This window comes from Streptomyces sp. CB01249, from assembly GCF_001905735.1.
GTDB lineage: Bacteria > Actinomycetota > Actinomycetes > Streptomycetales > Streptomycetaceae > Streptomyces.
In genome coordinates, this window is the sequence record NZ_LISW01000009.1 from 348,373 (window position 1) to 374,091 (window position 25,719).

A 25,719-nucleotide genomic window follows, 5' to 3' on the forward strand; every position below is an offset into this window, starting at 1 on the left:
GGCGCGCTTCAGGCGACCGGCAGCAGCAGTTCGGGCCGGTCCCACATCACCGCCGGGGGTGCGGCGCGTACGGTGCCGGTCCGCTCGGCGCCCATGGTCAGGTAGAAGCCCTCCGCCGGGGGGTGCGAGACGACGCGGACGCCCGGCAGTCCCCGCGCCTCCGCCTGAGCCCGCAGGTGGCCGATGAGCAGCCGTCCGGTGCCGGTGCCCTGGGCGTCGTCCGCGACGAAGAGCAGGTCCAGCTCGGGCGGGTCCAGGATGAGCGCGTAGAAGCCGAGCACACGGCCCGTCTCCTCCCGCACGGCCACGAAGACCTCGTGGGCCTCGATGTAGTCCGGCCCCACCCGGTACCCGGCGACCATCGGCGCGTAGGGGCCCTCGTAGGCGCGCGAGGACCGGACCAGCCGGGTCAGGCGCTTGGCGTCGCGCGCGATCGCCCGCCTGACGCGGACCGGGCCGCCGGATGCCCGGCGGCCCGTCGGCGTAACGCTTGATCTCATGAAGTGAGTATTACGCATCCGGGCCGGCCGTCGGCCCGGGGCCCTTCAGGAGGCGGCGCGGGCCTCGCGCCACTGCTCGACGAGGGCGTCCACGTCGAACGGCCGCAGATTGAGCAGCGGCCCCGGCGGCGGGCGGCGGACGGCCTCCCGGATCTTGTCGTTGACCTCGCTCAGCACCCGGCGGACCTGCGCCTCGGTCCGGATCTCCGGCAGCCCGGCGAGGACGTCCTCGGCCTCCTTGCGCAGCGCCAGCGCCGGCGGGAGCACCGACACCCCTTCGCGCTGCATCTTCGACTTGATCCACCACGACTCGTCGTACGGGGCGCTCAGCGCCTCGATCGGCTTCCCGAACCCGGGCAGCTTCGAGACGTCGCCCTGCCGTTCGGACTCCCGGATCTGCTGGTCCACCCATGATTCGAAGCTGACACCCGCGGGTTTGCGCTCGGTCACCGTGATCCCCTCTCGGAGTACGCCTGCTGCGGCGCTTCCCACCCTACCGACGGGGCCTCGGGGGCCCCTTGGCCACGGATGCCGGAACCGCCGCGACTTGAACGCGTTCGCCGGGGTACACGAGCGTCACGCCCGGCCGGAAGGCACGCCGGGCAACGAACCCGAAGGGGTGGTGGGAGTGGAACACAGCGACCCGCGGACCGACTACCGCCGGGGGTGGTGACGATGACGACCCTCGTGATCATCCTCGCGGTCGTCGTGGTGGCGGCCGCCGGAGCGTTCCTCGTCTTCGGCCGGAAGAACGGCGGCCACGGACTGCGGCGGCGTTTCGGACCGGAGTACGAGCGTGCCGTGGCCCGGCACGACGGCGACACCAAGGCCGCCGAACACGAACTGAACGAACGGCTGAAGCGGCATGGCTCGCTGGACGAGCGCGCGCTGTCGCCCGAGGAGCGGGAGCGCTACGTCGCCCGCTGGGCGCAGGTCCAGGACCGGTTCGTGGACTCCCCGCAGCAGGCGGTGGCCGAGGCCGACACGCTCCTCGCGGAGCTGGCCCGGGACATGGGCTTCCCCGACGGCAAGGACTTCGAGGAGCAGAGCGACGCGCTCTCCGTCCACCACGCCAAGCACGTCCACGGCTACCGGCGCGTGCACGCCGCCAAGCGCGGCGAGGGCGACACGGAGCAGCTGCGGACGGCGCTGGTCGAGGCCCGGGGCCTCTTCGACGTCCTCGTATCCAACGGCACGGACCGCCCGGTCCGCCGGGACAAGCACCATGCGGAAGGAAGTGGCACGGCATGACCAAGGACACCGACCCCACCCCGCGGCCCCCGGCCGCACCCACGAGCCGTCCGGCCACCGAGGACCGGTCCGCTCCCGGCGCCTCCCCGTACTTCTCCGACGACACCTCGGCCCGTCCGTCCCGGACGGCGCCCTCCACTCCCCCGCCCGCCGCCGCCCCGGTCCCCCTCGCCGAGAAGGACCTCGGCCACAAGGACGAGGACAAGCACACGGCCACGGGCGCCACGGAACGGCCGCACACCCCGGACCGCGACGGCCGGGCGCACGCCGCGCACAGCGGCACCGACCGCCTCCTCCCGGCGGGCGACCAGGACAAGCTGGCCCACCGGCTGCACCAGGCGGTGACCGACTTCGTGGAAAGCCCGCACCGGGCGGTGGAGGAGGCCGAGTCCACCTTCGACGCGGTGGTCGCCGGTCTCACGGACGCCCTCAAGGAGCGCCGCAGCTCCCTGCACGTGAGCGAGGGGGACGGCGGCGACCCCGGGGCGCGGACGGAGGAGCTGCGGATCACCCTCCAGCACTACCGCGACCTCACGGAACGGCTCCTGAAGGTCTGACAGAAGCTCCGAGACGAAGGCTGCCCCGGCACCGAGCGTGCCGGGGCAGCGTGCTGTGCGGGCAGGAGCGGCGGGCTACTGGCCGGTGTAGACGACCAGTTCGCTGCGCAGCCGCCGCAGTGTCGGACCGGGCACGCGCAGGCAGTCGCGTACGTAGGCGTCCAGGCCGCCCCAGCGCTCGTCCATGGCGGCCAGGGCCGTTTCGAGGTAGCGGGGGCGGACCTCGATGATCGCGGAGGCGATCTCCGGGTCGCCTCCGGCGTCGAGGAAGCCCTGCACGTACGGCCGTCCGACGACCCGCAGCACCGGGTTCACGGCAAGGAACTCCTGCCGCACGACATCGCGCGAGGCGCCGAGGATCAGGAGCAGCAGGGCGGCCCCCCAGCCGGCGCGGTCCTTGCCGGTGGCGCAGTGGAAGAGCACCGGCCGCGCGGCGGGGTCGGCGGCCGTGTCGATGAAGGCGCGGTACGCGGCCGCGGCGCCCGGCGAGAGCACCAGCTGCCGGTACGACCGCGCGACCGCCTCCTCCGCCTTGCCGTCGCCCAGCAGCCGCTCGGCCTCGACGGGATCGGCGAGCAGCGCCCGGAAGCGGGCGGGGGTCACACCCGGGTTGTCGCCCAGCACATCGGCGACGAAGAGCCGGGCGCCGGGCGGCAGGGAGTCGGGGGCCGAGCCCCGCTCGTCGGCGGTCCGCAGGTCGACGACCGTACGGATGCCGAGCGCGGCGACGGCCGCGGCGTCCACCGGGTCCAGTCCACCGAGCCGGCCGGAGCGCAGCACCGCGCCCGGCCGCACCTGTCGGCCCGGGCCCAGCGGGATGCCGCCGAGATCGCGCAGATTGAGGGCGGAAAAGGTCGGGACGGCCCTGACGGTTTGCACGATGGATTTCCTCTTTTCCCGGCGCGCATCCGAAATGATTTCGGCCTGGCCGGATCAAAAGTCGCATGATGTCGTCACATCGACAAAGTAAAACGCCGGAGATCATCGAACGGCCGGGCATAGCCGTCATGCGCGCAGGCGGAAGGGGGGTTACGGGGCGGATGCCCCGCGACCCCGTTGCCTCACCCGGCGAGCAGGCGTGCCTTCTGGGCCTCGAATTCGGCCTCGGTCAGGATGCCCTGCTGCTTGAGCGCGGCCAGCCGTTCCAGCTGCCCGATCATGTCCTCGCCCGGTGCCGCGGCCGGTGGGGCCGCGGGCTGCGGGGCGGGCGCCATCGGCTGCTGGGCGGCCAGTTGCTCGGCCTCCTGCTCGGCGAACCTGTTCTGCTGGCGCTGCTGGACGCGCCCGGTGACGGCGGACGCGGTGCCCGCGATGACGGCGGTGCGCGCGGCGGCCCCGATGAGGCCGGGTCCGCGGCGGTTCATTCCGGGTCCTCGGAAGATCGGCATGGCGTGTTCCCCTTCCGGTGCGGGCGTCAGCCGGTGTGACCGGCGGCGGATGCGGCGGCCTCCGCGACCTCGGCCGGAATCCGTTCGTGGGCGATGACCTGCCCGCCCGACGCGCGGACGGCCTCGGCCAGCGGGACGGCCCACAGGTCCTCCCACACGATCAGCGCGGCGGAGCTCCCCGGCGGCACGCGCTCGCCGAGCAGCCGGATGTCCTCGCTGCTCAGCATGCCGCTGACCTCGCCCTCGACCGGCTCGAAGGAGACCAGGTCGTCGGGGTCGAGATCGTCCAGTTCGACGGCCTGGATCGTGCCGTCCTCGGCTCTCTGCACAAAGGTCAGGTCCAGGATGCGCACCGCCTTCGAGGCGACCGCGTCGGCCAGCGCGGGCGCGATGGCGCCGGTGAACCGGCTGCCGGGAAACGCGACGACGAGGTATTCCACTGGTCCCACGGTCACGGGTGCGTCCTCTCCGCATGAATGGATTGTGAGCAGCATAACTTTGGGCAATCAGTGCCGCACTGCGGCAAATCACCACATAGCAACAAGAGCGGCTACGCGACCGTACGTAAAGGATCAAGTGCGCTGGGGGAGGGCAAGGTCACAGGCCGACGCACTGCTCCTCCCCCGGGAAGCTGCCCTAGCATCTGGGCCATGACGGTCCAGCCTGCTGACGGGCTTCCGCTGGCCGCCGGATTCCCCGACCCCACCCATGAGCAGTGGCAGAGCCTTGTCGAAGGTGTGCTGCGCAAATCGGGCAAGGACGTATCGGGACCGGCCGCCGAGGAAGCACTGTCCACCACGGTGGAGGACGGGCTCATCACCCGGCCCCTCTACACCTCGCGCGACGACGCGCCCGATGCCGGTCTCCCGGGCTTCGCCCCGTTCACCCGCGGCAGCAAGCCCGAAGGGTGCACGGCGGGCGGCTGGGGCGTACGCCAGCGGCACGCGTTCACCGACCCCGCCCGGCTCAACGAGGCCGTGCTCGCGGACCTGGAGAACGGCGTCACCTCGCTGTGGCTGGCCGTCGGCGGCGCCTCCGGCGTGCCGGTCTCCGGTCTGGACCGGGCCCTCGACGGCGTCCTGCTCGACCTGGCGCCGATCGTCCTGGACGCGGGCGCGGAACTGGACGCCGCGGCGACCGAGTTGCTGCGGCTGCACGCGGAGCGCGGTGTCCCGGCAGGAGAGGTCCGGGGCAGCCTCGGCGCCGATCCGCTGGGTCGGGCCGCGCGCGAGGGCACCCAGCCCGACCTGTCGGAGGCCGTCCGCTGGGCGCGACGCTGCGCCGAGGAGTACCCGGGGCTGCGCGCGGTCGTCGTGGACGCGCTGCCGTACCACGAGGCGGGCGGTTCGGCGGCCGAGGAGCTGGGCGCCTCGCTGGCCACGGGCGTCGCCTATCTGCGGGCGCTGACCGAGGCCGGGCTCGATGTCGAAGCGGCGTGCGGGCAGTTGGAGTTCCGGTACGCGGCGACCGCCGACCAGTTCCTGACGATCGCCAAGCTGCGGGCAGCGCGCCGGCTGTGGGCGCGGGTCGCCGAGGTCTGCGGGGCTCCCGGCGCCGGGGCGCAGCGGCAGCACGCGGTGACGTCACCGGTCATGATGACGCGGCGCGATCCGTGGGTGAACATGCTGCGGACCACCCTCGCGAGCCTCGGAGCGGGCGTCGGCGGGGCGGACGCGGTGACCGTGCTGCCGTTCGATCACGCGCTGGGCCTGCCCGACGCGTTCGCCCGGCGCATCGCCCGCAACACCTCCACGATCCTGCTGGAGGAGTCGCACCTCGCCCGGGTCATCGACCCGGCGGGCGGTTCCTGGTACGTGGAGCGGCTGACCGACGAACTCGCGGAAGCGGCCTGGTCGTTCTTCCAGGAGATCGAGCGGGCGGGCGGCCAGACGGCCGCGCTGAACTCGGGTCTGGTCGCGGAGCGGATCGCGGCGACCTGGGCGGCGCGCAGCAAGGACCTGGCGCGGCGCAAGGAGCCGGTGACCGGGGTGAGCGAGTTCCCGCTGCTGGCCGAACGCCCGGTGGAGCGCGAGCCGTTCCCGGCGGCCCCGGCGCGGGGCGGCCTCCCGGTCGTCCGGCGCGACGAGGCGTTCGAGGCGCTGCGGTCCCGCTCGGACGCCCATCTGGCGGCGACCGGGAGCAGGCCGCGCGTGTTCATCGCCGCGCTGGGCCCGGCGGCTGTGCACACCGCGCGGGTCTCCTTCGCCGCGAACCTGTTCCAGGCGGGCGGCGTCGAGCCGGTCCACGAGCCGGTTCAGGTGGACGCGTCATCGGTGGCCGCGGCGTTCGCCGCCTCCGGGGCGGACGCGGCGTGCCTGTGCTCCAGCGACGCGCTCTACGCCGAACAGGCGGCGGAGGTCGCCGCGGCGCTGGTCGCGGCGGGTGCGCGGCGCGTGTATCTGGCGGGGCGGCCGGGTGCGTACGACGGTGTGGACGAGTACGTCTTCGCCGGCTGCGACGCGGTGGCCGTGCTGTCTTCCCTTCTCGACCGGATGGGTGTGGCGTAATGCGTATCCCCGACTTCTCCGACATCGGGCTCGGGCCGGACGGCTCCCCCGAGGTCACCGAGGACCAGTGGCGCGCCGCGGTCAAGGAGTCCTCCGGCAGCTCGGTGGGCGACCTGCTGTGGGAGACCCCGGAGGGCATCGGCGTCAAGCCGCTGTACACCGGACACGACCTGGAGGGCCTGGACTTCCTCGGCACGTACCCCGGAGTCGCGCCGTACCTGCGCGGTCCGTACCCGACGATGTACGTGAACCAGCCGTGGACGATCCGGCAGTACGCGGGTTTCTCCACAGCTGAGGAGTCCAACGCGTTCTACCGGCGGAATCTGGCGGCGGGTCAGAAGGGCCTGTCGGTCGCCTTCGACCTGCCGACGCACCGCGGCTACGACAGCGACCACCCCCGGGTGACCGGCGATGTCGGCATGGCCGGTGTGGCGATCGACTCGATCTACGACATGCGTCAGCTCTTCGACGGCATCCCGCTGGACCGGATGTCGGTGTCGATGACGATGAACGGGGCCGTGCTGCCCGTCCTCGCGCTGTACATCGTGGCCGCCGAGGAACAAGGCGTACCGCCGGAGAAGCTGGCCGGGACCATTCAGAACGACATTCTGAAGGAGTTCATGGTCCGCAACACCTACATCTATCCGCCGAAGCCGTCGATGCGGATCATCTCCGACATCTTCTCGTACACCTCGCAGAAGATGCCCCGCTACAACTCGATCTCCATCTCCGGCTACCACATCCAGGAAGCCGGAGCCACGGCCGATCTGGAGCTGGCCTACACCCTGGCCGACGGGGTGGAGTACCTACGCGCCGGGCAGAACGCGGGCCTCGACGTCGACGCGTTCGCACCCCGCCTGTCCTTCTTCTGGGCGATCGGCATGAACTTCTTCATGGAGATCGCGAAACTGCGCGCCGCCCGGCTCCTCTGGGCCAAGCTCGTACAGCAGTTCGACCCGAAGAACCCCAAGTCATTGTCGTTGCGGACGCACTCGCAGACGTCGGGCTGGTCGCTGACCGCGCAGGACGTGTTCAACAACGTCACGCGCACCTGTGTGGAGGCGATGGCAGCGACCCAGGGGCACACCCAGTCGCTGCACACCAACGCCCTGGACGAGGCGCTGGCCCTGCCGACGGACTTTTCTGCGCGCATCGCCCGCAATACCCAGCTGCTGCTCCAGCAGGAGTCCGGCACGGGCCGGGTCATCGACCCGTGGGGCGGCAGCGCGTACGTGGAGAAGCTGACGTACGACCTCGCGCGGCGGGCCTGGCAGCACATCGAAGAGGTCGAGGCGGCAGGCGGCATGGCCAAGGCCATCGACGCGGGCATCCCGAAGCTCCGCATCGAGGAGGCCGCCGCCCGTACCCAGGCCCGCATCGACTCCGGCCGCCAGCCGGTGATCGGCGTCAACAAGTACCGCGTCGAGACCGACGAACAGATCGACGTCCTCAAGGTAGACAACACCTCGGTCCGCGCCCAGCAGATCGAGAAGCTGCGCCGACTGCGCGAGGAACGCGACGAAACCGTCTGCCAGGACGCCCTGCGCGCGCTGACCGCGGCCGCCGAGCGCGACCCGGGCCCCGGCCTGGAGGGCAATCTGCTGGCGCTGGCCGTGGACGCGGCCCGTGCGATGGCGACCGTGGGCGAGATCTCGGACGCGTTGGAGAAGGTCTATGGCCGTCACGCGGGCCAGATCCGTACGATCTCCGGTGTGTACCGCAACGAGGCAGGGGAGTCGCCGTCCGTGGACCGCACCCGCGCACTGGTCGACGCGTTCGAGGAGGCCGAGGGGCGCCGTCCGCGCATCCTGGTCGCCAAGATGGGCCAGGACGGGCACGACCGGGGCCAGAAGGTCATCTCCACCGCCTTCGCCGACCTGGGCTTCGACGTGGACGTCGGCCCGCTCTTCCAGACCCCGGGCGAGGTCGCCCGGCAGGCGGTCGAGGCGGACGTGCACATCGTGGGCGTCTCCTCCCTGGCCGCCGGCCACCTCACCCTCGTCCCGGCGCTCCGCGAGGAGCTGGCCGCCGAGGGGCGCGAGGACATCATGATCGTGGTGGGCGGGGTGATTCCGCCGCAGGACGTGGACGCGCTCCTGGAGGCGGGCGCCGCGGCCGTGTTCCCACCCGGGACTGTGATCCCGGAGGCGGCCCACGACCTGGTGACGCGGCTCGGTTCCGCGCTCGGCCACGAGCTGTGAGCCGCTGAGCGATGGCCCCGAGGATCGATCTCGACAGTTATGTGAAGGGCGTGCTCGACGGGAAGCGCGCGCACATCGCGCGCGCCATCACCCTGGTCGAGTCCACCCGCCCCGACCACCGGGCGCTGGCGCAGGAGTTGCTGCGCCGACTGCTGCCGCACTCGGGCCACGCCCGGCGCGTCGGCATCAGCGGGGTGCCCGGGGTCGGCAAGTCGACGTTCATCGACGCGCTCGGCACCATGCTCACCGGGCTCGGGCACCGGGTCGCCGTGCTGGCGGTCGACCCGTCGTCCAGCCGGACGGGCGGTTCCATCCTGGGCGACAAGACCCGGATGGAACGGCTCGCGGTGGACCCGGCGGCCTTCGTGCGCCCCTCCCCCACCGCCGGCACGCTGGGCGGGGTGGCGAAGGCGACCCGCGAGTCCATCGTGGTGATGGAGGCGGCGGGCTACGACGTCGTGCTGGTGGAGACCGTCGGTGTCGGCCAGTCGGAGACCGCGGTCGCCAACATGGTCGACACGTTCCTGCTGCTGACCCTGGCGCGCACCGGTGACCAGTTGCAGGGCATCAAGAAGGGCGTCCTGGAACTCGCGGACGCCATCGCCGTCAACAAGGCGGACGGCCCGCACGAGCGCGACGCGCGGTCCGCCGCCCGTGAACTGGCGGGCGCGCTGCGGCTGATGCACCCGGCGGACGCGGCGTGGACCCCGCCGGTCCTGACGTGCAGCGCCCGCGAGTCGACCGGTCTCGACACGCTGTGGGAGCGGCTGGAACAGCACCGGGCGCTCCTGGAGTCGACCGGCCGGCTCGCCGCCAAGCGCAGCGAGCAGCAGGTGGACTGGGCCTGGACGATGGTGCGCGACGAACTCCTGGAAAGCCTGCGCGGCCACGCCGGGGTGCGGGCGGTGGCCCCGGACCTGGAGCGCCGGGTGCGGGAGGGGACGCTCCCGGCGACCCTGGCCGCCGAGGCGATCCTCAACGCGTTCCGGGGGTCCGGCCCGGCTGTCTGAGCGGCCGCCGCCCGCCGCGCCCGGTCACATCCGGGTGTGGAGGGCGGCGGTGTGCTTCCGGACCTCCTCCGGAGTCAGGTAGCTGTCGGTGTATTCAAAATTGCGCAGGGTCGCCTCTTTGCGCATCTGGAAGCCGGTGCGGACGAAGTCGTCGCCCGCGGCGGCGTTGATCAGCCAGTTCGCCATGACCCGGGCCTTGGCGACGTTGGTGCGCAGCGCCGACCAGTGGTAGCCGCGCGCCACGGCCTGGGCGCTGATGCCGTGCATCTCGATGCCGAGGGGCTTGGACACGGCGTCCTTGCCGCCGAGGTCCACGACGAGCCCGAGGTCCTTGTGGACGTACGGCTGAAGCGGCTGGTTGCGCAGCTTCGCGAGGAGGTTGTCGGCGAGCTTGCGGCCCTGGCGCTGCGCGTGCTGCGCGGTGGGCGGGCAGACCGCGCCGTCGCCCTTGGCCAGGTCGGGCACGGCGGCCACGTCGCCGAGCGCGAAGATGCCGTCGTGGCCCGGCAGCACCATCTCGGGCGTGACGGCGAGCCGCCCCTTCACGGTCTCCGCGTCGAAGGTGCCGACCAGCGGGCTGGCGGCGACCCCGGCGGTCCAGATCAGCGTCCGACAGGGCAGCACCCGGCCGTCGGTGAACGTCACGGTGTCGGGCCCGGCCTCGGCGACGGACACGCCGAGCGACACCTCGATGCCCCGGTCGCGCAGCACCTTGAGGGCGCTGGCGCCCAGCTTGTCGCCCAGTTCGGGCATGAGCTTCGGGGCGATGTCGATGAGGTGCCACTTGACGAGCTTCGGGTCGAGCCTGGGGTAGTGCCGCAGCGCGTTGGTGGTGAGGCGCTGGAGGCAGGCCGCGGTCTCGGTCCCGGCGTACCCGCCGCCGACCACGACGAACTGGAGCCGGGAGGCCCGCTCCTCCTCGTCGTGGCTGGCGTCCGCGAGGTCGAGCTGCGCGATGACGTGGTCGCGTACGTAGGCGGCCTCGGCGAGCGTCTTCATCCCGCGGGCGTGATCGAGGAGCCCGGGGATGTCGAAGGTCCGGGTGACGCTGCCGGGGCTGAGGACGAGGTGGTCGTACGGTTCGTTGACGATCTCGTCGGTGATCTTGCGGATCACGCACACCTTCGCCTCGGGGTCCACGCCGATGGCCCCGCCGGGAATGATGCGGGTGCGGTGGCGGCTGCTGCGGCGCAGCGAGAGCGCGACGGACTGCGGGGTCAGCACCCCGGACGCCACCTGGGGCAGCAGGGGCAGGTAGAGCTGGTACGAGAACGGGGCGACGAGCGAGACGTCCGCTTCACCGGGCCGCAGCCCCCGCTCCAGACGGCGTACGCACTCGACCCCGGCGAAACCGGCTCCGACTACGAGAATCCTGGGTCGTGCCACAGTGATCGTCCCTTCTGGGGGTCTGCACGGTCGTCCGTTCGCCTGCCCCGTCACACGCGACCGTCACCTCTCATCTTCACGACCGGGCGGCGAGTGCGCCTGCTGGGAAGGCAGAACGGACGACCGCGCCGGATCATCTGGCCAGGTAGGTGACGACCCCGCAGGCGCCGCCCGCCGCGCCCGCGCAGACCACGGCGGCGGCGACGCAGCGGGCCCGCAGCCTGCGGTAGCGCTCGGTGTACTCGCCGCGCAGTTGCAGGGCGCGGGCGGAGATCCGCGCCAGCGTCACCCGGGACTCGGCGGTCCGCTCGGCGGTGTAGACCCGCTCCACGTCCTCGCGCTGGGCGGTGGTGAGCCAGGGCAGCTGGTCGGTGAAGCGCCGGGCGAGCCTGCGGGCCTGCTCGACCTCGGCGTTCCACAGCAGGTAGCCCTCCATCCGGGCCAGTCCCCGAGCGCTCTCGGCGTCCGGGTCGGTCTGCGCCCGTCTCTTCTCGCCGCTCACTCTTGCTTGTCCCCCGGCGCCACCGTCACGGAGGTGTGGGGCCGGGTGGCGGCCTCCTCCAGCTCGCGCACGGCGGGGTGGTGGAGGTCGAAGGCCGGGGATTCGGAGCGGATACGGGGCAGGGTGACGAAGTTGTGCCGCGGCGGCGGGCAGGAGGTCGCCCACTCCAGCGAACGGCCGAAGCCCCACGGGTCGTCGACGGTGATCTGCTTGCCGTACTTGGCGGTCTTCCAGACGTTGTACATGAACGGCAGCATCGACAGGCCGAGCAGGAACGAGGAAATGGTCGAGATGGTGTTCAGCGCGGTGAAGCCGTCCGCGGCGAGGTAGTCCGCGTACCGGCGGGGCATGCCCTCGGCACCGAGCCAGTGCTGCACCAGGAACGTGCCGTGGAACCCCACGAACAGCGTCCAGAAGGTCATCTTGCCGAGCCGCTCGTCCAGCATCTTGCCGGTGAACTTCGGCCACCAGAAGTGGAATCCGGCGAACATCGCGAAGACCACGGTGCCGAAGACGACGTAGTGGAAGTGCGCGACCACGAAGTACGAGTCGGAGACGTGGAAGTCGAGCGGCGGGGACGCCAGGATCACCCCGGTCAGTCCGCCGAAGAGGAACGTGACGAGGAAGCCGACCGACCAGAGCATCGGGGTCTCGAAGGAGAGCGAGCCCTTCCACATGGTGCCGATCCAGTTGAAGAACTTCACCCCGGTGGGCACCGCGATGAGGAACGTCATGAACGAGAAGAACGGCAGGAGCACCCCGCCGGTGACGTACATGTGGTGCGCCCACACCGTGATCGAGAGCCCGGCGATGGCGGTCGTCGCCGCCACCAGACCGATGTAGCCGAAGATCGGCTTGCGGCTGAAGACCGGGATGATCTCGGAGACGATGCCGAAGAACGGCAGGGCGATGATGTACACCTCCGGATGGCCAAAGAACCAAAAGAGGTGCTGCCAGAGCAACGCGCCGCCGTTGGCCGCGTCGAAGACATGGGCGCCGAACTTGCGGTCCGCCTCCAGCGCCAGGAGTGCCCCGGCGAGCACCGGGAACGCCAGCAGCACCAGCACGGCGGTCAGCAGGACGTTCCAGACGAAGATCGGCATGCGGAACATCGTCATGCCGGGCGCGCGCATGCAGATGATCGTGGTGACGAAGTTGACCGAACCGAGGATCGTGCCGAAGCCGGAGAAGGCCAGGCCCATGATCCACAGGTCACCGCCGATCCCGGGCGAGCGGACCACGTCGGTCAGCGGGGAGTAGGCGAACCAGCCGAAGTCCGCGGCGCCGTTCGGGGTGAGGAAGCCGGCCACCGCGATGAGCGAGCCGAAGAGGTAGAGCCAGTACGCGAACATGTTCAGCCGCGGGAACGCCACATCGGGCGCGCCGATCTGCAGCGGCATGATCCAGTTCGTGAATCCGGCGAACAGGGGCGTCGCGAACATCAGCAGCATGATCGTGCCGTGCATCGTGAACGCCTGGTTGAACTGCTCGTTCGACATGATCTGCATGCCCGGCCGGGCCAGCTCGGCGCGCATGAACAGGGCGAGCAGCCCGCCGCCGAGGAAGAACGCGAACGAGGTGACCAGGTAGAGGGAGCCGATCGTCTTGTGATCGGTGGTGGTCGCCCACCTGATGACGACGTTGCCGGGTTCCCGGCTGCGCACCGGCAGCTCGTTGGAGTACGACTCCTCGTCCTCGGCCGTACCTGGTGTGCCCGTCGTCGTCACGGGGCCGCTCCTTCGCTTGTGCGTCCGTGTTACCGGATGCAGCAAAGCAGCGAAGGGGGCCCGTCGCGCGGCCCGGCACCCGCCGGGGCGCGACATTCACCCGTCAGGGGGGTTACGGAACGCCGATGCCCCGGCGCGGCGGAAGCCGGCCGGGGCATCGGGTGACCTTCGGGTCAGGCGAGGCTCGCGATCGCCTGGTTGAACGTCGCGGACGGACGCATGACGGCCGCGGCCTTGGCCGGGTCGGGCTGGTAGTAGCCGCCGATGTCGGCCGGCTTGCCCTGGACCGCGATCAGCTCGTCCACGATCGTCTGCTCCTGCTCGGACAGCGTCTTGGCGAGCGGGGCGAACGCGGCGGCGAGCTCGGCGTCGGCGGTCTGCTGCGCCAGCTCCTGGGCCCAGTACAGGGACAGGTAGAAGTGGCTGCCGCGGTTGTCGATGCCACCGAGGCGGCGGGACGGCGACTTGTCCTCGTTGAGGAACGTGGCCGTGGCCCGGTCCAGCGTGTCGGCGAGGACCTGGGCGCGGGCGTTGCCGGTGGTCTGCGCGAGGTGCTCGAAGCTGACGGCGAGGGCCAGGAACTCGCCCAGGCTGTCCCAGCGCAGGTAGTCCTCCTTGACGAGCTGCTGCACGTGCTTCGGCGCGGAGCCGCCGGCGCCCGTCTCGAAGAGGCCGCCGCCGTTCATCAGCGGGACGACGGAGAGCATCTTCGCGCTGGTGCCGAGCTCCAGGATCGGGAAGAGGTCCGTCAGGTAGTCGCGGAGCACGTTGCCGGTGACGGAGATGGTGTCCTCGCCGCGGCGGATGCGCTCCAGGGAGAAGGCGGTGGCCTTCTCGGGGGTCATGATCTCGATCTGCAGACCCTCGGTGTCGTGCTCGGCGAGGTACGTCCGGACCTTCTCGATGAGCTGCGCGTCGTGCGCGCGGTCCTCGTCGAGCCAGAAGACGGCCGGGTTGCCGGTCGCGCGGGCGCGGGTGACGGCGAGCTTGACCCAGTCCTGGATCGGCAGGTCCTTGGTCTGGCACATGCGGAAGATGTCGCCGGCGCCGACGGCCTGCTCCAGCACGGCGTTGCCGGCGGCGTCCACGACGCGGACGGTGCCGGTGGCGGGGATCTCGAAGGTCTTGTCGTGGCTGCCGTACTCCTCGGCCTTCTGCGCCATGAGGCCGACGTTGGGCACGGAGCCCATCGTGGCCGGGTCGAAGGCGCCGTGGGCGCGGCAGTCGTCGATGACGACCTGGTAGACACCGGCGTAGCTGCTGTCCGGCAGGACGGCGATGGTGTCGGCCTCGTTGCCGTCCGGGCCCCACATGTGGCCGGAGGTGCGGATCATGGCCGGCATGGAGGCGTCCACGATGACGTCGCTGGGGACGTGCAGGTTGGTGATGCCCTTGTCGGAGTCGACCATGGCGAGGGCGGGGCCCTCGGCGAGCTCGGCCTCGAAGGACTCCTTGATCTTCGCGCCCTCGGGCAGGGCCTCCAGGCCCTTGAGGATGCCGCCCAGACCGTCGTTCGGGGTCAGGCCGGCCGCGGCGAGCGCGTCACCGTACTCGGCGAAGGTCTTCGGGAAAAAGGCGCGCACCACGTGGCCGAAGATGATCGGGTCGGAGACCTTCATCATCGTGGCCTTGAGGTGCACGGAGAAGAGGACGCCCTCGGCCTTGGCGCGGGCGATCTGGGCGGTGATGAACTCGCGCAGGGCGGCGACGCGCATGACGGACGCGTCCACGACCTCGCCCGCGAGGACCGGTACGGACTCGCGCAGGACGGTGGTGGTGCCGTCGTCCCCGGCGAGCTCGATGCGCAGGGTGCCGGGCTCGGCGATGACCGCGGACTTCTCGGTGGACCGGAAGTCGTCGACGCCCATGGTGGCGACGTTGGTCTTCGAGTCGGCGGTCCACGCGCCCATGCGGTGCGGGTGGGTCTTGGCGTAGTTCTTGACCGACGCGGGGGCGCGGCGGTCGGAGTTGCCCTCGCGCAGGACCGGGTTGACGGCGCTGCCCTTGACCTTGTCGTAACGGGCGCGGACGTCCTTGTCCTCGTCGGTCTTCGGGTCGTCCGGGTAGTCCGGGAGGGCGTAACCCTGGGCCTGGAGCTCGGCGATCGCGGCCTTCAGCTGCGGGATCGAGGCCGAGATGTTCGGCAGCTTGATGATGTTGGCGCCCGGAGTGGTGGCCAGCGCGCCGAGCTCGGCGAGAGCGTCGTCGATGCGCTGGTCCTCGCGGAGGCGCTCCGGGAAACCGGCGATGATCCGGCCCGCCAGGGAGATGTCCCGGCTCTCGACGGTGACCCCGGCCTTGGAGGCGTACGCCTCGATCACGGGCAGGAACGAATACGTCGCCAGGGCCGGGGCCTCGTCGGTGTGTGTATAGATGATGGTCGAGTCAGTCACCCTGTGCTCCGCTCCACGTCTGCAACATTGCTTGACATCAAGATATCTCGTGAGCGGCGCGGGCTCGACAGGGCCCTGCCCCAGACCGGCCGGATCCCGCGCTACGGGCGGCCTTCCGGCGGGATCTCCTCGCCGGGCGGGACGGGTCCGGGCGGGGTGCCGTCGCCGAAGGGGCGGCCGCCGAGCTGTTCGCGGTGGTGCGGGGTCAGCCAGCCGGAGAGGTCGGGGCCCGCGGGCACGATGCCGGTGGGGTTGATCCCGGTGTGCACCCGGTAGTAGTGCTGCTTGATGTGGTGGAAGTCGACCGTGTCCCCGAAGCCGGGGGTCTGGTAGAGGTCCCTGGCGTACGCCCACAGCACCGGGTCCTCGGAGAGCTTCCGGCGGTTGCACTTGAAGTGGCCGTGGTAGACGGGGTCGAAGCGGACCAGGGTGGTGAAGAACCGGATGTCGGCCTCGGTGATCGTGTCACCGACGAGGTAGCGCCGGTCCGCGAGCCGTTCCGACGTCTGGTCGAGGCGGCGGAACAGGGCCTCGTACGCCTCCTCGTAGGTGTCCTGGCCGTCCGCGAAACCGGCGCGGTACACCCCGTTGTTGACGTCGCGGTAGATGCCCTCCATGACCTCGTCGATCTCCGCGCGCAACGGCTCGGGGTAGAGGTCCGGCGCGCCGGGACGGTGCAGGGCGGTCCACTCGGTGGCGAGGTCCAGGGTGATCCGCTGGTAGTCGTTGGTGACCAGCTTGCCGCTGGGGACGTCCACGATCGCCGGGACGCTGACGCCGCCCGGGTAGTCGCGCTCGCGGGCGTCGTACGCCTCGCTGAGGTAGCGGATGCCCAGCACCGGGTCCCGGCCGTCCGGGTCGAGCGTGAAGCGCCAGCTGCGGTCGTCCTGGAGCGGGTCGGTGACGCCGAGCGAGAGCGCGTCCTCCAGGCCGAGGAGCCTGCGGGAGACCAGGGCGCGGCTGGCCCAGGGGCAGGCCCGGCTGGCGACGAGCCGGTAGCGGCCCGCCTCGACGGGCCAGCCGTCGCGGCCGTCGGCGGTGATGCGGTCCGCGAAGTGGCTGCGGGAGCGCTTGAAGGGCTTGTGTCCGTAGGAGCTGTTGCCATCGGTACCGGCGGAGTCGTTCATCGCGTTCTCCTCAGGAGGCGGCTGCGGGTGGGGAGTGCTGTGTACGGCGTCTGCCCCGTCGGCCGCCGCCCACGTCGGCGACCGCGACGAGCAGGGCGCCGACGACGAACGCGACGGAGACGATGAGCCCGTGGTCGTATGCGTCGGACCAGCCGTCGCCGCCGACCTGGGCGAAGAACACCGCTCCGACGGCGGCGATCCCGATGGCGGAGCCGACGCGCTGCCCGGTCTGGAGGGTGCCCCCGGCGCTGCCCGCGGTGGCCACCGGCACCTCGGACAGGGTCAGGGTCTGGTTGGGCGCGATGACCAGGCCGCTGCCGAGCCCCGCGAAGAGCAGCGGGGCGGCCATCGCCCAGCCGGCGCCCCGGCCGGGCACCAGGTGGACGGCGAGCGCGGTGGCCCCGAGCCCGATGGCCACGGCGGCCAGGCCGACGACGACGAGGGGGCGGCCGAAGCGTCCGACGAGCCGTCCGCCGGGGCTGGCGGCGACGGCGGAGCCCAGGGCGAAGGGGGTGATGGCCAGACCGGCCTGGAGGGCGGTGTAGTGCAGGCCGCTCTGGAGATAGAGGGTGGTGATGAAGAAGATCGAGGTGAATCCGGCGAAGTAGAGCAGGATGAGCAGACAGCCCAGCCAGTACGAACGCACCTTGAAGAGCCGGAGGTCCACGACCGGCTGGGTGCCGCGCCGGCCGCACCGGGACTCCCAGCCGACGAACGCGGCGAGCAGCGCCACGGCCAGGATCAGCAGCAGCCACTTCTCGTCACCGGGCCACTGGCGGGACTGGACGAAGGGCAGCAGCAGGGCCAGGACGCCCGTGCCGAGCAGCAGCACGCCGAGCGGGTCGAGGTCGCGCAGCCGGACCGGGCCGGCGGACGGGGTGTCGGGCAGCAGGCGGCGGGCCAGCAGGAGGCAGACGAGCCCCAGCGGCAGGTTGACGTAGAACACCCAGCGCCAGCCCTCCTCCGCTCCGGCCGCCTGGATCAGCAGGCCGCCGAGCAGCGGGCCCACGGCGGTGGAGATGCCGACCACCGTGCCGAACATGCCGAAGGCGCGACCGCGTTCCCGGCCCTGGAACATCTGCTGGATGAGGGCGGAGATCTGCGGCGAGACCATGCCGCCGGCCAGCCCCTGGACCAGCCGGGCGATCACCAGCCACATGCTGGACTGGGCGGCGCCGCAGGCCGCGGAGGACAGCGTGAAGAGCGTGAGCCCCGCCATGAACACGGCGCGCCGCCCGCGTGCGTCGCCGAGCCGCCCGGCCGGGATGAGGAACAGGCCGAAGGCCAGGGCGTAACCGGACAGGACCCACTGCAGGTCGGACTCCGGGGTGTGCAGCCCTTCCTTGATGGAGGGGAGCGCGACGTTGACGATCGAGACGTCCAGGAGGGTCATGAACCCGGCGACCAGGCAGACGGCGAGCGCCTGCCAGCGTCGCGGATCGGGCGTGTCGTGCCCGTCGGAGCCCCGGTCCCCCGCGCTGTCTGCCATGGTTCGCACCCTAGGACGCGCGCCCGGATTCCTCATCCCGGCTGGTCCACCCGGCCGTGCCGCGTACGCGGGGTCGCGGGCCGGTTAGGGTACGGCGCATGCAGTCGTACACGATCGGGCAGGCGGCCCGGCTCCTGGGGGTCAGCCCCGACACCGCCCGGCGCTGGGCCGACGCGGGGCGCGTCGCGACCCACCGCGACGAGGGCGGCCGCCGCCTCATCGACGGCCGCGACCTGGCGGCGTTCTCCGTCGAGGTCGCGCAGAACGGGGCGGGCGACGAGGAGGTCTCGTACACCTCCGCGCGCAACGCGTTCGCGGGCATCGTCACCGCGGTGAAGCTGGGCGACGTGGCCGCGCAGGTCGAGATCCAGGCGGGACCGCACCGGCTGGTGTCCCTGCTGACCAGGGAGGCCGTGGAGGAACTGGGCCTGGAGGTCGGTGTGCAGGCCACCGCCCGGGTGAAGTCGACCAGCGTGCACATCGACCGGGCCTGACCGGTCAGCCCTTCCGGGCCGCGGCCAGGATCTTCGCGACGGTGTGGAAGAAGCGGGTGGTGGCGTCACGGCCGAGGACGCCTTCCTGGAAGCCCTTGGCGGCCGGTGCCTTGCCGTTGATCAGGTGCCAGACGACGAAGGCGTCGTGGTCCGTGTGGCCGATGATCTCCATGTCCTTCTTCGGGGAGAGCATCGGCAGGTCCAGATCCGACGGGATGCGCTCGGTCGTGAACACGACGCAGAGGCGGATGTCGTCGGTGACCGTCACGTCCTTGAACGGGTCGAGCGCGATCAGCGCCTCCAGCTCGGGGATCGTGCGCAGGCACACCGCGACGTCGTAGCCGAGAGCCCCGGCGAGGTGGTCGCCGATGCGGGCGGCGAGGGCGGCCCGGTCGGTCTCGTCGGACTCGAAGAAGACGTTGCCGCTCTGGATGTAGCTGCGTACGGAGGCGAGGCCCAGCTCCGTGAAGAGCCCGCGCAGCCGCTCCATCTTCACGGAGCGGCCCGGCACGTTCAGCCCTCGGAGCAGCGCGATGTACAGCAAATCCGGTCACCTGTTCCTGCGGGAGGGGCGCGGGGCGCGGCGGACGCCGACAGCGTAGCCCCGCCGTCTTCGCAGCGGCGCGATCACGGCCTACGGTGGGAACGGTTCACGCCGTCCGGGTCCGACAGCTCTCCTGGGAGATTCCGTTGCGCATGCTGATCAACGTTCCCGAAACCGTGGTGGCCGACGCCTTGCGCGGGATCGCCGCCTCCCATCCCGGACTGACCGTGGATGTGGAGAACCGGGTCGTCGTACGCCGGGACGCGCCCGTGGCCGGGAAAGTGGCCCTGGTCTCCGGCGGCGGGTCGGGGCACGAGCCGCTGCACGCCGGGTTCGTCGGCCCCGGCATGCTGTCGGCGGCGTGTCCGGGCGAGGTGTTCACGTCGCCGGTGCCGGACCAGATGGTGCGGGCGGCGGCCGCCGTGGACAGCGGCGAGGGCGTGCTCTTCGTCGTCAAGAACTACACCGGGGACGTCCTCAACTTCGAGATGGCCGCCGAGCTCGCCGAGGAGGAGGGGCTGCGCGTCGAGCAGGTCCTCGTGGACGACGACGTCGCGGTGACCGACAGCCTGTACACCGCCGGGCGCCGGGGCACGGGCGCCACCCTGTTCGTGGAGAAGATCGCGGGTGCGGCGGCCGACGAGGGCGCCCCGCTGGACCGGGTGGCCGCGATCGCCCGCCGGGTGAACGAGTCCTCGCGCAGCTTCGGGGTGGCCCTCAGCTCCGTCACGACGCCCGCGAAGGGCTCCCCCACCTTCGACCTGCCCGCCGGTGAGCTGGAACTGGGCATCGGCATCCACGGCGAACCCGGCCGGGAGCGGCGGGCGATGATGACCTCCGGGGAGATCGCGGACTTCGCCGTGAACGCGGTCCTGGACGACCTGCGGCCCAGCGGCCCGGTGCTCGCCCTGGTCAACGGCATGGGCGCGACCCCGCTGCTGGAGCTGTACGGGTTCGGCGGCGAGGTGCACCGGGTGCTGCGGGAACGGGGCGTGGTGGTCGCTCGTACGCTCGTGGGCAACTATGTGACCTCGCTCGACATGGCGGGCTGCTCGGTGACGCTGTGCCAGGTGGACGAGGAGCTGCTGCGGCTGTGGGACGCACCGGTGGAGACGCCGGCGCTGCGCTGGGGACGCTGATCCGCACGTGACGGACCGAGGAGTGCATGTGCTCGACGCCGATTTCTTCCATCGCTGGATGACCGCGGCCGCCGTTCTGGTCGACCGCGAGGCGGCTCACCTGACGGACCTGGACTCCGCGATCGGGGACGCCGATCACGGCAGCAACCTCCAGCGCGGGTTCGCCGCGGTCTCGGCGGCGCTGGCGAAGGAGCCGCCGCAGACCCCGGGGGCCGTGCTGGCCCTCGCCGGACGGCAGTTGATCTCGACGGTCGGCGGAGCCTCGGGGCCGCTGTACGGGACGCTGCTGCGGCGTACGGGCAAGGCGCTGGGGGACGCGGCGGCCGTGTCCCCCGCCGATCTGGCGCGGGCGCTCGGCGAGGGCGTCGCGGCGGTGTCCCAGCTGGGCGGGGCGCAGGCCGGTGACAAGACGATGCTCGACGCGCTGCTGCCGGCCGTGGAGGCGCTGGGGACCTCGTTCGCGGCGGGCCGGGACGCGGCGGCCGCGGGCGCCGAGGCGACCGTGCCGTTGCGGGCGCGCAAGGGCCGGGCGAGCTATCTGGGCGAGCGGAGCGTCGGGCACCAGGACCCGGGGGCGACGTCGGCGGCGCTGCTGGTCGCCGCGCTGGCGGACACGGCTCAGACGGACGGGGGCGCGGCGTGAGCGCGCAGGTGGGCATCGTGCTGGTCTCGCACAGCGGGCCGGTGGCCGAGTCGGTGGCGGAGCTGGCCCGGGGGCTGGCGGCGGGCGGGGCGACGGCTCCGGTGGCCGCGGCGGGCGGCACCGGGGCGGGCGGGCTCGGGACGAGTACGGAGCTGATCGCGGAGGCCGTCCGGGCGGTGGACGGCGGGGCCGGGGTCGCCGTTCTGGTCGATCTGGGGAGCGCGGTCCTCACGGTCAAGGCGATGCTGGCGGAGGACGAACTCCCGCCCGGTACACGGCTGGTGGACGCCCCGTTCGTGGAGGGCGCGGTGGCCGCGGTGGTCACCGCGTCGGCGGGCGGCGACCTCGACGCGGTGGAGGCGGCGGCCTCGGAGGCGTACGACTACCGCAAGGCGTGACGACCGGTCGCCGGGCACACTTGACGGTATGACGGCCGAGAGGACCACCCGCCGCAGCGCGGGGCTGCTGCTGTTCCGCACCGGGGCCGGGCGCGGCCTCGAGGTGTTCATCGGCCACATGGGCGGCCCGTTCTGGGCGGGGCGCGAGGAGGCCGCCTGGTCGGTGCCGAAGGGCGAGTACGGCCCCGATGAGGAGCCGGAGGCGGCGGCGCGGCGGGAGTTCGGGGAGGAGTTCGGGCATCCGGCGCCGGACGGTGCCTGGCTGGCGCTGGGCGAGGCGCGTCAGGCCAGTGGGAAAACGGTGACCGTGTGGGCGCTGGAGGGCGATGCCGACCCGGCGACGGCGGTGCCCGGCACCTTCTCGATGGAGTGGCCCCGCAGGTCGGGGACGCTGCGGGAGTTCCCGGAGATGGACCGGTTCGCCTGGTGCACGCCCGAGGAGGCGGCGGAGCGGCTGGTGAAGGGGCAGCGGGTCTTCGTGGACCGGCTGCGCGAGCGGCTGGCGGAGGGCGGGGCCTGACGTCGGCACCCGCCCTCCTCGTCGTGGGACCGGTCAGCTCTGCGGGAGGATGACCGCGCGGCCGTTGATCTTGCCGGCGTGCAGGCGTTCGTAGGCGAGCGGCGCCTCGTCCAGCGGGTAGGTCTCGACGTGGACGTCCACCGCGCCGGTGCGGGCCAGGTCCAGCACCTCGGCCAGTTCGGAGCGCGATCCCCAGTACGGGGCGGTGACCGTCGTGTTGAACGGAAGGGCGCCGAAGCCCACGGGCAGCGCTCCGCCGCCGATGCCGACGATGGTCACGTCGGAGTCGATGGCGGCCGCCGCACCGGCGGTGGCGACGGTCGGCGGGGCCCCGACGAAGTCCAGGACGACCTGGGCGCCGATGCCGCCCGTGAGTTCGCGGATGCGGGCGGCCGCGTGCTCGTCGGACAGGACGGTCTCGTGCGCCCCGACAGTGCGGGCGAGGGCGAGCTTGTCCTCGGTGACGTCGAGGGCGATGACCCGGGCGGACGTCAGGGCGCGCAGCAGCTGGATCGCCACGTGGCCGAGGCCGCCGGTGCCGATGACGACGGCGGTGGCTCCGGGCACCAGCTTCGGCAGGGAGCGCTTGATGGCGTGGTACGGGGTGAGGCCCGCGTCGGTGAGCGGCACGGTCCGGACCGGGTCGAGGTCGCCGAGGGGCACGAGGTGGCGCGGGTCGTCCACGATCATGTACTCGGCCATGGCGCCGGGCGAGCCCAGGCCGGGCGGGTTGATGCCGAGCTCCGCGGCGCGCAGGCAGTAGTTCTCCTTGCCCTCGGCGCACTTCACGCAGGTGCCGCAGCCCCAGGGGCCGTAGACGGCGACGGACTGGCCGGTCTCCAGGCCGCTGACGCCGTCACCGAGCGCGGCGATCGTGCCGACGCCCTCGTGGCCGAGGGTGAGCGGCAGCGGGTACGGGAACTCGTCCGCGGTCCAGCTCATCACGGCGATGTCGGAGTGGCAGACGCCCGCCGCCGTGACCTTGAGCAGGACCTGCCCGGGGCCCGGCTCGGGGTCGGGCACGGTGACGACCTCGGGTGCGGCGCCTATCTCGCGGTACTGAACTGCCTTCATGGGGTCCTCCTCGACCTCTGTGGCGTGTGTGCTGACCCCCGAAACCCCCCGTTGTCCCCCGTGCCCCGTCCGCTCCCCCGGTCAGGAGGCGGAGTAGCCGCCGTCCACCAGGTGGTAGCTGCCGTGGATGAACGAGGCGCGGTCGGAGAGCAGGAACGCGGCGAGCTCCGCGACCTCCTCGGACGTGCCCAGGCGGCCCGCCGGGTGCAGCGAGATCAGGTGGTCGCGGGCCGGGCCCTCCGTGTTGCGCAGCAGCGGGGTGTCGATGAAGCCGGGGCCCACCGCGTTGACCCGGACGTTCTGCGCGGCGTACTCCAGGGCGGCGGTCTTGGTGAGGCCGACGACGCCGTGCTTGGCGGCGACGTAGGCCGGGGAACCGGCGAAGCCGTTGGTGCCCAGGATCGAGGACATGTTGACGATCGCGCCGCCGCCCGCCGCGACGATGGCGGGCAGTTCGTAGCGCATCGAGTAGAAGACGCCGCTGAGGTTGGTCGCGACGACCCGGTCCCAGTCCTCGACGGCGTACTCACCGGTCGGGTTGCTGGGGCCGCCGATGCCGGCGTTGTTCACGGCGAGGTGCAGGGCGCCGAAGGTGTCGACGGCGAACCGCACGCCCGCCTCGACGGACGCGGGGTCGGTGACGTCCATGGCCACGGCGGCGGCCCGGCCGCCGGCGCTCTCCAGCGCGGCCGCGGCCTCGCGGGCGCTCGCCTCGTTGTAGTCGGCGACGACGACCGAGGCGCCCGCGCCGGCGAGCCGGTGGGCGAGGGCCAGGCCGATGCCGGAGGCCCCTCCGGTGACGAGGGCGGTGCGGCCGGCGAACTCCTGGTCGGCGGGGGTGGTGGTGCTCATGATGTGCCGTTTCCTTCCGTGGTGCTGGTGGTGCTGGTGGTGCTGTGCGGCGCGGGGCCGGTGAAGAGCTCGCCGGCCAGGGCGCCGAAGGCCCGTTCCACGAGCCGGGGCAGCTCGTCGGGGCGGTTTCCGCGCACCCAGGCGGCCTGGGCGGCGAGGAGGGCGCCGGCTCCGGCGGCGACCGTGACGGCGGGCCGCAGGTCGCTGAGGGGGTCGGTGCCGAGCCGGTCCGCGACGATGGCGACCGAGTCCGCCTGCGCGTCCACCCGGATGTGGTGGAAGGCCGCGTAGAGGGTCGGTTCGCGCTCGGCGAGGACCAGCAGCTCGAAGATGCGCGGGCGGCGGTGCCAGGCCGGGACCCCGGGGTCCGCGAGCCAGTCCTGGACGGCCCGGTGGTAGGCGGTGAGCGGGGGCTCATCGGCCGGCCGGGCGCGCAGGGCCTCGTTGATGCGGTCGCCGTCGCCCCGGACCGAGTCCAGGACGGCGTCCTCCTTGCTCGCGAAGTACCGGCTGAAGGTGCGGCGGTCCAGGTCGGCGCGTTCCGCGATCTCCTCGACCGTGACCTCCCTGAGCCCCCGGTCGAGCACGAGCTCGAACGCGGCTCCGGCCAGGGCGTCCCGGGTCCGGCGGGCCTTGCGGCCCCGCCTGTCCGGAATCTTCTGTTCCGCTTGCATGTCTTTCACCGTACACCCGAAAATGTCCCGACGCGACAGAAGTCGCATCGGGACATCGTGTGCCGGTGAGCTGCGCGGATCAGCGCCCGCTGAGCGCCTCGGCGGGCCGCATCGCCTCGTACACCGTCGGCTCGGACGGTGTGGGGGCCGACTCGGCGACCCGGCTCAGGGCGAGTACGGCGATGTCGTCGCGCCGCACTCCGCCGGAGAACTGCTCCAGGTCGTGTCCGAGCGCGTCGAGCAGTTCCCGGGGGCCCTGGCGGGCCCAGCGGCTCAGCCGAGCGTCGAGCGGATAGAAGCGGCCCTCGGCGTCGCGGGCCTCGGTGACCCCGTCGGTGAACGTCAGGAGCGTCGCGCCGGGCGGGAAGTCGAGCCGTTCCGCGGAGCGGCCCTCGTTGCTGAGTTCCGCCAGACCCAACGGTACCGACGTCCGGCGCAGCGGCACGGTGGCGGCGACCCCGTCGTGCACCAGGCGGGGCGGCAGATGGCCGCAGTTGACGGCCTGCGCCCGGCCGTCGCCGTCGAACCCGAGGACGAGCGCGGTCACGAAGCGTTCCGCGTCACCGGTCTGGGCGGCGAAGGCGTTCTGCCGGGCCACGGCGTCCTCCAGCCGGTCCACCACACCGATGAGGGAGGGTTCGCGGATGGCCGCCTCGCGGAACGCGCCGAGCACGGCGAAGCCCACGCCAATGGCGGGGAGGCCCTTGCCCTGGACGTCGCCGATGATCACGCGGGTGCCGTAGGGCGACTGCACGACCTCGTAGATGTCCCCGCCGACCAGATGGTCCTCCTCGATCCGCGTGTACGAGCCGTGGGCGGTGATCTGGTCGGTGGGAATGGGCAGGGGGCGCAGGATCTGGCGCTGGAGCGCGACGGCGGCGGAACGGAGCCGGGCGACCTCGGTGGCGTGCCGGATGCGCAGGACGCAGGCGCCGATACCGAGGAGGCACGCCAGGGCGGTGAAGACCACACTGCTCGCGATGTCCCAGTTGCTCCCCCCGGCCGACAGGCGCGAGGCGACGGCCACCACCATGACGAAGGCGGCGACACCGGTGGTCTGGCCGATGGTGCCGAAGACCGAGACGAAGGCCGGTACCACCACCAGCAGGGGCACCAGACGCAGATCCTGGCCCGTCAGGACGTCCAGGCAGACGATCGCGGCGGTCAGCAGGGCCAGCGCGCCGAACAGCACCCCGTTCCCGACCCCGGGGGCGCGCACGGCGGCCTCTCCGAGGTCGGTGCCGGGAAGCGTCACGCGGGGCGCGGGCCGGCTCAGGAGTCCGATCGTCAAGGCCCTCTCCTTCCGGGGTCTGCCGGCCGGATGCCGACGCGTACCTCCATTC

At 72.2% G+C, this 25,719-nt stretch carries 26 protein-coding genes; 10 read left to right on the forward strand and 16 right to left on the reverse strand.

The annotated features are described in order from the left end of the window. Positions 1-8 precede the first annotated feature (8 nt). Positions 9-500 (reverse strand): GNAT family N-acetyltransferase, encoded by a 492-nt coding sequence (locus AMK18_RS31695; protein ID WP_241836690.1) that lies wholly within the window; start codon positions 498-500, stop codon positions 9-11. Between the two features lie 45 nt (positions 501-545). Then, the gene (locus AMK18_RS31700) at positions 546-950 is read right to left on the reverse strand and encodes a J-domain-containing protein (protein ID WP_073865515.1); all 405 of its coding nucleotides are present in this window, start codon (positions 948-950) and stop codon (positions 546-548) included. A gap of 216 nt (positions 951-1,166) precedes the next feature. Here AMK18_RS31700 and AMK18_RS31705 point away from each other — a divergent pair, with 216 nt between their 5' ends. Continuing rightward, a complete protein-coding gene (locus AMK18_RS31705; protein ID WP_018102881.1) occupies positions 1,167-1,751 on the forward strand; it encodes a hypothetical protein in 585 nt (194 codons plus the stop codon). Then, entirely contained in the window at positions 1,748-2,308 is a 561-nt protein-coding gene (locus AMK18_RS31710; RefSeq protein WP_073865516.1) for a hypothetical protein, read from the forward strand. Before AMK18_RS31705 ends, AMK18_RS31710 begins: the two co-directional genes overlap by 4 nt. A 75-nt stretch (positions 2,309-2,383) precedes the next feature. Here the strand turns inward: AMK18_RS31710 and AMK18_RS31715 are convergent, their stop codons facing one another. From AMK18_RS31715 to AMK18_RS31725, 3 genes are all read right to left on the reverse strand, one after another. Beyond that, on the reverse strand, positions 2,384-3,187 hold the full coding sequence (locus AMK18_RS31715; RefSeq protein ID WP_073865517.1) for a tyrosine-protein phosphatase: 804 nt from the start codon (positions 3,185-3,187) through the stop codon (positions 2,384-2,386). 182 nt (positions 3,188-3,369) lie between these two features. Next, complete coding sequence (locus tag AMK18_RS31720) at positions 3,370-3,672, reverse strand: SHOCT domain-containing protein (RefSeq protein ID WP_073865518.1); 303 nt, start codon at positions 3,670-3,672, stop codon at positions 3,370-3,372. 50 nt (positions 3,673-3,722) lie between these two features. Continuing rightward, positions 3,723-4,151: a DUF6325 family protein gene (locus AMK18_RS31725; RefSeq protein WP_234011824.1), complete on the reverse strand. Its 429-nt coding sequence runs from the start codon at positions 4,149-4,151 to the stop codon at positions 3,723-3,725. 195 nt (positions 4,152-4,346) lie between these two features. Here AMK18_RS31725 and mutA point away from each other — a divergent pair, with 195 nt between their 5' ends. Genes mutA through meaB form a run of 3 tightly spaced genes read left to right on the forward strand, consistent with a single transcriptional unit; the run spans position 4,347 to position 9,414 of the window. Further along, the gene (mutA, locus tag AMK18_RS31730) at positions 4,347-6,203 is read left to right on the forward strand and encodes a methylmalonyl-CoA mutase small subunit (protein ID WP_073865519.1); all 1,857 of its coding nucleotides are present in this window, start codon (positions 4,347-4,349) and stop codon (positions 6,201-6,203) included. Then, a complete protein-coding gene (scpA, locus tag AMK18_RS31735) occupies positions 6,203-8,404 on the forward strand; it encodes a methylmalonyl-CoA mutase (protein WP_073865520.1) in 2,202 nt (733 codons plus the stop codon). The genes mutA and scpA overlap by 1 nt, the downstream gene beginning before the upstream one ends. Before the next feature lie 11 nt (positions 8,405-8,415). After that, the gene (gene meaB, locus AMK18_RS31740; RefSeq protein WP_018102874.1) at positions 8,416-9,414 is read left to right on the forward strand and encodes a methylmalonyl Co-A mutase-associated GTPase MeaB; all 999 of its coding nucleotides are present in this window, start codon (positions 8,416-8,418) and stop codon (positions 9,412-9,414) included. 24 nt (positions 9,415-9,438) lie between these two features. Here the strand turns inward: meaB and AMK18_RS31745 are convergent, their stop codons facing one another. The 6 genes from AMK18_RS31745 to AMK18_RS31770 all read right to left on the reverse strand — a co-directional run bounded on the left by AMK18_RS31745 (position 9,439) and on the right by AMK18_RS31770 (position 18,038). Next, positions 9,439-10,800, reverse strand: a complete 1,362-nt coding sequence (locus tag AMK18_RS31745; RefSeq protein WP_018102873.1) for an NAD(P)/FAD-dependent oxidoreductase — start codon at positions 10,798-10,800, stop codon at positions 9,439-9,441. Between the two features lie 133 nt (positions 10,801-10,933). Next, a complete protein-coding gene (locus AMK18_RS31750) occupies positions 10,934-11,302 on the reverse strand; it encodes a hypothetical protein (protein ID WP_073865521.1) in 369 nt (122 codons plus the stop codon). Continuing rightward, on the reverse strand, positions 11,299-13,029 hold the full coding sequence (gene ctaD / locus AMK18_RS31755; protein WP_018102871.1) for an aa3-type cytochrome oxidase subunit I: 1,731 nt from the start codon (positions 13,027-13,029) through the stop codon (positions 11,299-11,301). Before ctaD ends, AMK18_RS31750 begins: the two co-directional genes overlap by 4 nt. Before the next feature lie 173 nt (positions 13,030-13,202). Continuing rightward, entirely contained in the window at positions 13,203-15,422 is a 2,220-nt protein-coding gene (locus tag AMK18_RS31760; protein WP_018102870.1) for an NADP-dependent isocitrate dehydrogenase, read from the reverse strand. 101 nt (positions 15,423-15,523) lie between these two features. Then, positions 15,524-16,549 (reverse strand): glutathione S-transferase family protein, encoded by a 1,026-nt coding sequence (locus AMK18_RS31765; protein WP_073865522.1) that lies wholly within the window; start codon positions 16,547-16,549, stop codon positions 15,524-15,526. Positions 16,550-16,559: 10 nt separating this feature from the next. Continuing rightward, positions 16,560-18,038 (reverse strand): MFS transporter, encoded by a 1,479-nt coding sequence (locus AMK18_RS31770; RefSeq protein WP_073865523.1) that lies wholly within the window; start codon positions 18,036-18,038, stop codon positions 16,560-16,562. 98 nt (positions 18,039-18,136) lie between these two features. Between AMK18_RS31770 and AMK18_RS31775 the strand changes: the two genes are divergently transcribed. Then, positions 18,137-18,532, forward strand: a complete 396-nt coding sequence (locus AMK18_RS31775; RefSeq protein WP_018102867.1) for a TOBE domain-containing protein — start codon at positions 18,137-18,139, stop codon at positions 18,530-18,532. A gap of 4 nt (positions 18,533-18,536) precedes the next feature. On the opposite strand, the gene AMK18_RS31780 is transcribed toward AMK18_RS31775, so the two are convergent. After that, entirely contained in the window at positions 18,537-19,076 is a 540-nt protein-coding gene (locus AMK18_RS31780) for a DUF1697 domain-containing protein (RefSeq protein WP_073865524.1), read from the reverse strand. Positions 19,077-19,222: 146 nt separating this feature from the next. On the opposite strand from AMK18_RS31780, the gene dhaK reads away from it, so the two are divergent. From dhaK to AMK18_RS31800, 4 genes are read left to right on the forward strand one after another with little or no spacing between them, the layout of a single operon-like run. Then, positions 19,223-20,215, forward strand: a complete 993-nt coding sequence (gene dhaK / locus AMK18_RS31785) for a dihydroxyacetone kinase subunit DhaK (protein WP_026171490.1) — start codon at positions 19,223-19,225, stop codon at positions 20,213-20,215. 28 nt (positions 20,216-20,243) lie between these two features. Beyond that, positions 20,244-20,858 carry a dihydroxyacetone kinase subunit DhaL gene (gene dhaL / locus AMK18_RS31790; RefSeq protein WP_073865525.1) on the forward strand — a complete coding sequence of 205 codons (615 nt, stop codon included), beginning with the start codon at positions 20,244-20,246 and terminating at the stop codon, positions 20,856-20,858. Next, positions 20,855-21,256, forward strand: coding sequence for a PTS-dependent dihydroxyacetone kinase phosphotransferase subunit DhaM (locus AMK18_RS31795; RefSeq protein WP_018102863.1), 402 nt, complete (start codon positions 20,855-20,857; stop codon positions 21,254-21,256). The genes dhaL and AMK18_RS31795 overlap by 4 nt, the downstream gene beginning before the upstream one ends. 28 nt (positions 21,257-21,284) lie before the next feature. Beyond that, complete coding sequence (locus tag AMK18_RS31800; RefSeq protein ID WP_073865526.1) at positions 21,285-21,776, forward strand: NUDIX domain-containing protein; 492 nt, start codon at positions 21,285-21,287, stop codon at positions 21,774-21,776. A gap of 33 nt (positions 21,777-21,809) precedes the next feature. On the opposite strand, the gene AMK18_RS31805 is transcribed toward AMK18_RS31800, so the two are convergent. The 4 genes from AMK18_RS31805 to AMK18_RS31820 all read right to left on the reverse strand — a co-directional run bounded on the left by AMK18_RS31805 (position 21,810) and on the right by AMK18_RS31820 (position 25,667). Then, positions 21,810-22,850: an NAD(P)-dependent alcohol dehydrogenase gene (locus tag AMK18_RS31805; RefSeq protein ID WP_018102861.1), complete on the reverse strand. Its 1,041-nt coding sequence runs from the start codon at positions 22,848-22,850 to the stop codon at positions 21,810-21,812. A gap of 81 nt (positions 22,851-22,931) precedes the next feature. Next, positions 22,932-23,702, reverse strand: coding sequence for an SDR family NAD(P)-dependent oxidoreductase (locus AMK18_RS31810; RefSeq protein WP_018102860.1), 771 nt, complete (start codon positions 23,700-23,702; stop codon positions 22,932-22,934). Continuing rightward, the gene (locus AMK18_RS31815; RefSeq protein ID WP_073865527.1) at positions 23,699-24,376 is read right to left on the reverse strand and encodes a TetR family transcriptional regulator; all 678 of its coding nucleotides are present in this window, start codon (positions 24,374-24,376) and stop codon (positions 23,699-23,701) included. Before AMK18_RS31815 ends, AMK18_RS31810 begins: the two co-directional genes overlap by 4 nt. Positions 24,377-24,455: 79 nt before the next feature. After that, positions 24,456-25,667 (reverse strand): PP2C family protein-serine/threonine phosphatase, encoded by a 1,212-nt coding sequence (locus tag AMK18_RS31820; RefSeq protein ID WP_073865528.1) that lies wholly within the window; start codon positions 25,665-25,667, stop codon positions 24,456-24,458. Positions 25,668-25,719: the final 52 nt, after the last annotated feature.

Excerpts from the sequence above, each read along its gene's own strand:
- AMK18_RS31695 (WP_241836690.1), bottom strand. The coding sequence starts at position 500 with ATGAGATCAAGCGTTACGCCGACGGGCCGCCGGGCATCCGGCGGCCCG.
- AMK18_RS31710 (WP_073865516.1), top strand. The coding sequence starts at position 1,748 with ATGACCAAGGACACCGACCCCACCCCGCGGCCCCCGGCCGCACCCACG.
- AMK18_RS31720 (WP_073865518.1), bottom strand. The coding sequence starts at position 3,672 with ATGAACCGCCGCGGACCCGGCCTCATCGGGGCCGCCGCGCGCACCGCC.
- mutA (WP_073865519.1), top strand. The coding sequence starts at position 4,347 with ATGACGGTCCAGCCTGCTGACGGGCTTCCGCTGGCCGCCGGATTCCCC.
- scpA (WP_073865520.1), top strand. The coding sequence starts at position 6,203 with ATGCGTATCCCCGACTTCTCCGACATCGGGCTCGGGCCGGACGGCTCC.
- meaB (WP_018102874.1), top strand. The coding sequence starts at position 8,416 with ATGGCCCCGAGGATCGATCTCGACAGTTATGTGAAGGGCGTGCTCGAC.
- AMK18_RS31765 (WP_073865522.1), bottom strand. The coding sequence starts at position 16,549 with ATGAACGACTCCGCCGGTACCGATGGCAACAGCTCCTACGGACACAAG.
- AMK18_RS31770 (WP_073865523.1), bottom strand. The coding sequence starts at position 18,038 with ATGGCAGACAGCGCGGGGGACCGGGGCTCCGACGGGCACGACACGCCC.
- AMK18_RS31775 (WP_018102867.1), top strand. The coding sequence starts at position 18,137 with ATGCAGTCGTACACGATCGGGCAGGCGGCCCGGCTCCTGGGGGTCAGC.
- AMK18_RS31800 (WP_073865526.1), top strand. The coding sequence starts at position 21,285 with ATGACGGCCGAGAGGACCACCCGCCGCAGCGCGGGGCTGCTGCTGTTC.
- AMK18_RS31805 (WP_018102861.1), bottom strand. The coding sequence starts at position 22,850 with ATGAAGGCAGTTCAGTACCGCGAGATAGGCGCCGCACCCGAGGTCGTC.
- AMK18_RS31810 (WP_018102860.1), bottom strand. The coding sequence starts at position 23,702 with ATGAGCACCACCACCCCCGCCGACCAGGAGTTCGCCGGCCGCACCGCC.
- AMK18_RS31815 (WP_073865527.1), bottom strand. The coding sequence starts at position 24,376 with ATGCAAGCGGAACAGAAGATTCCGGACAGGCGGGGCCGCAAGGCCCGC.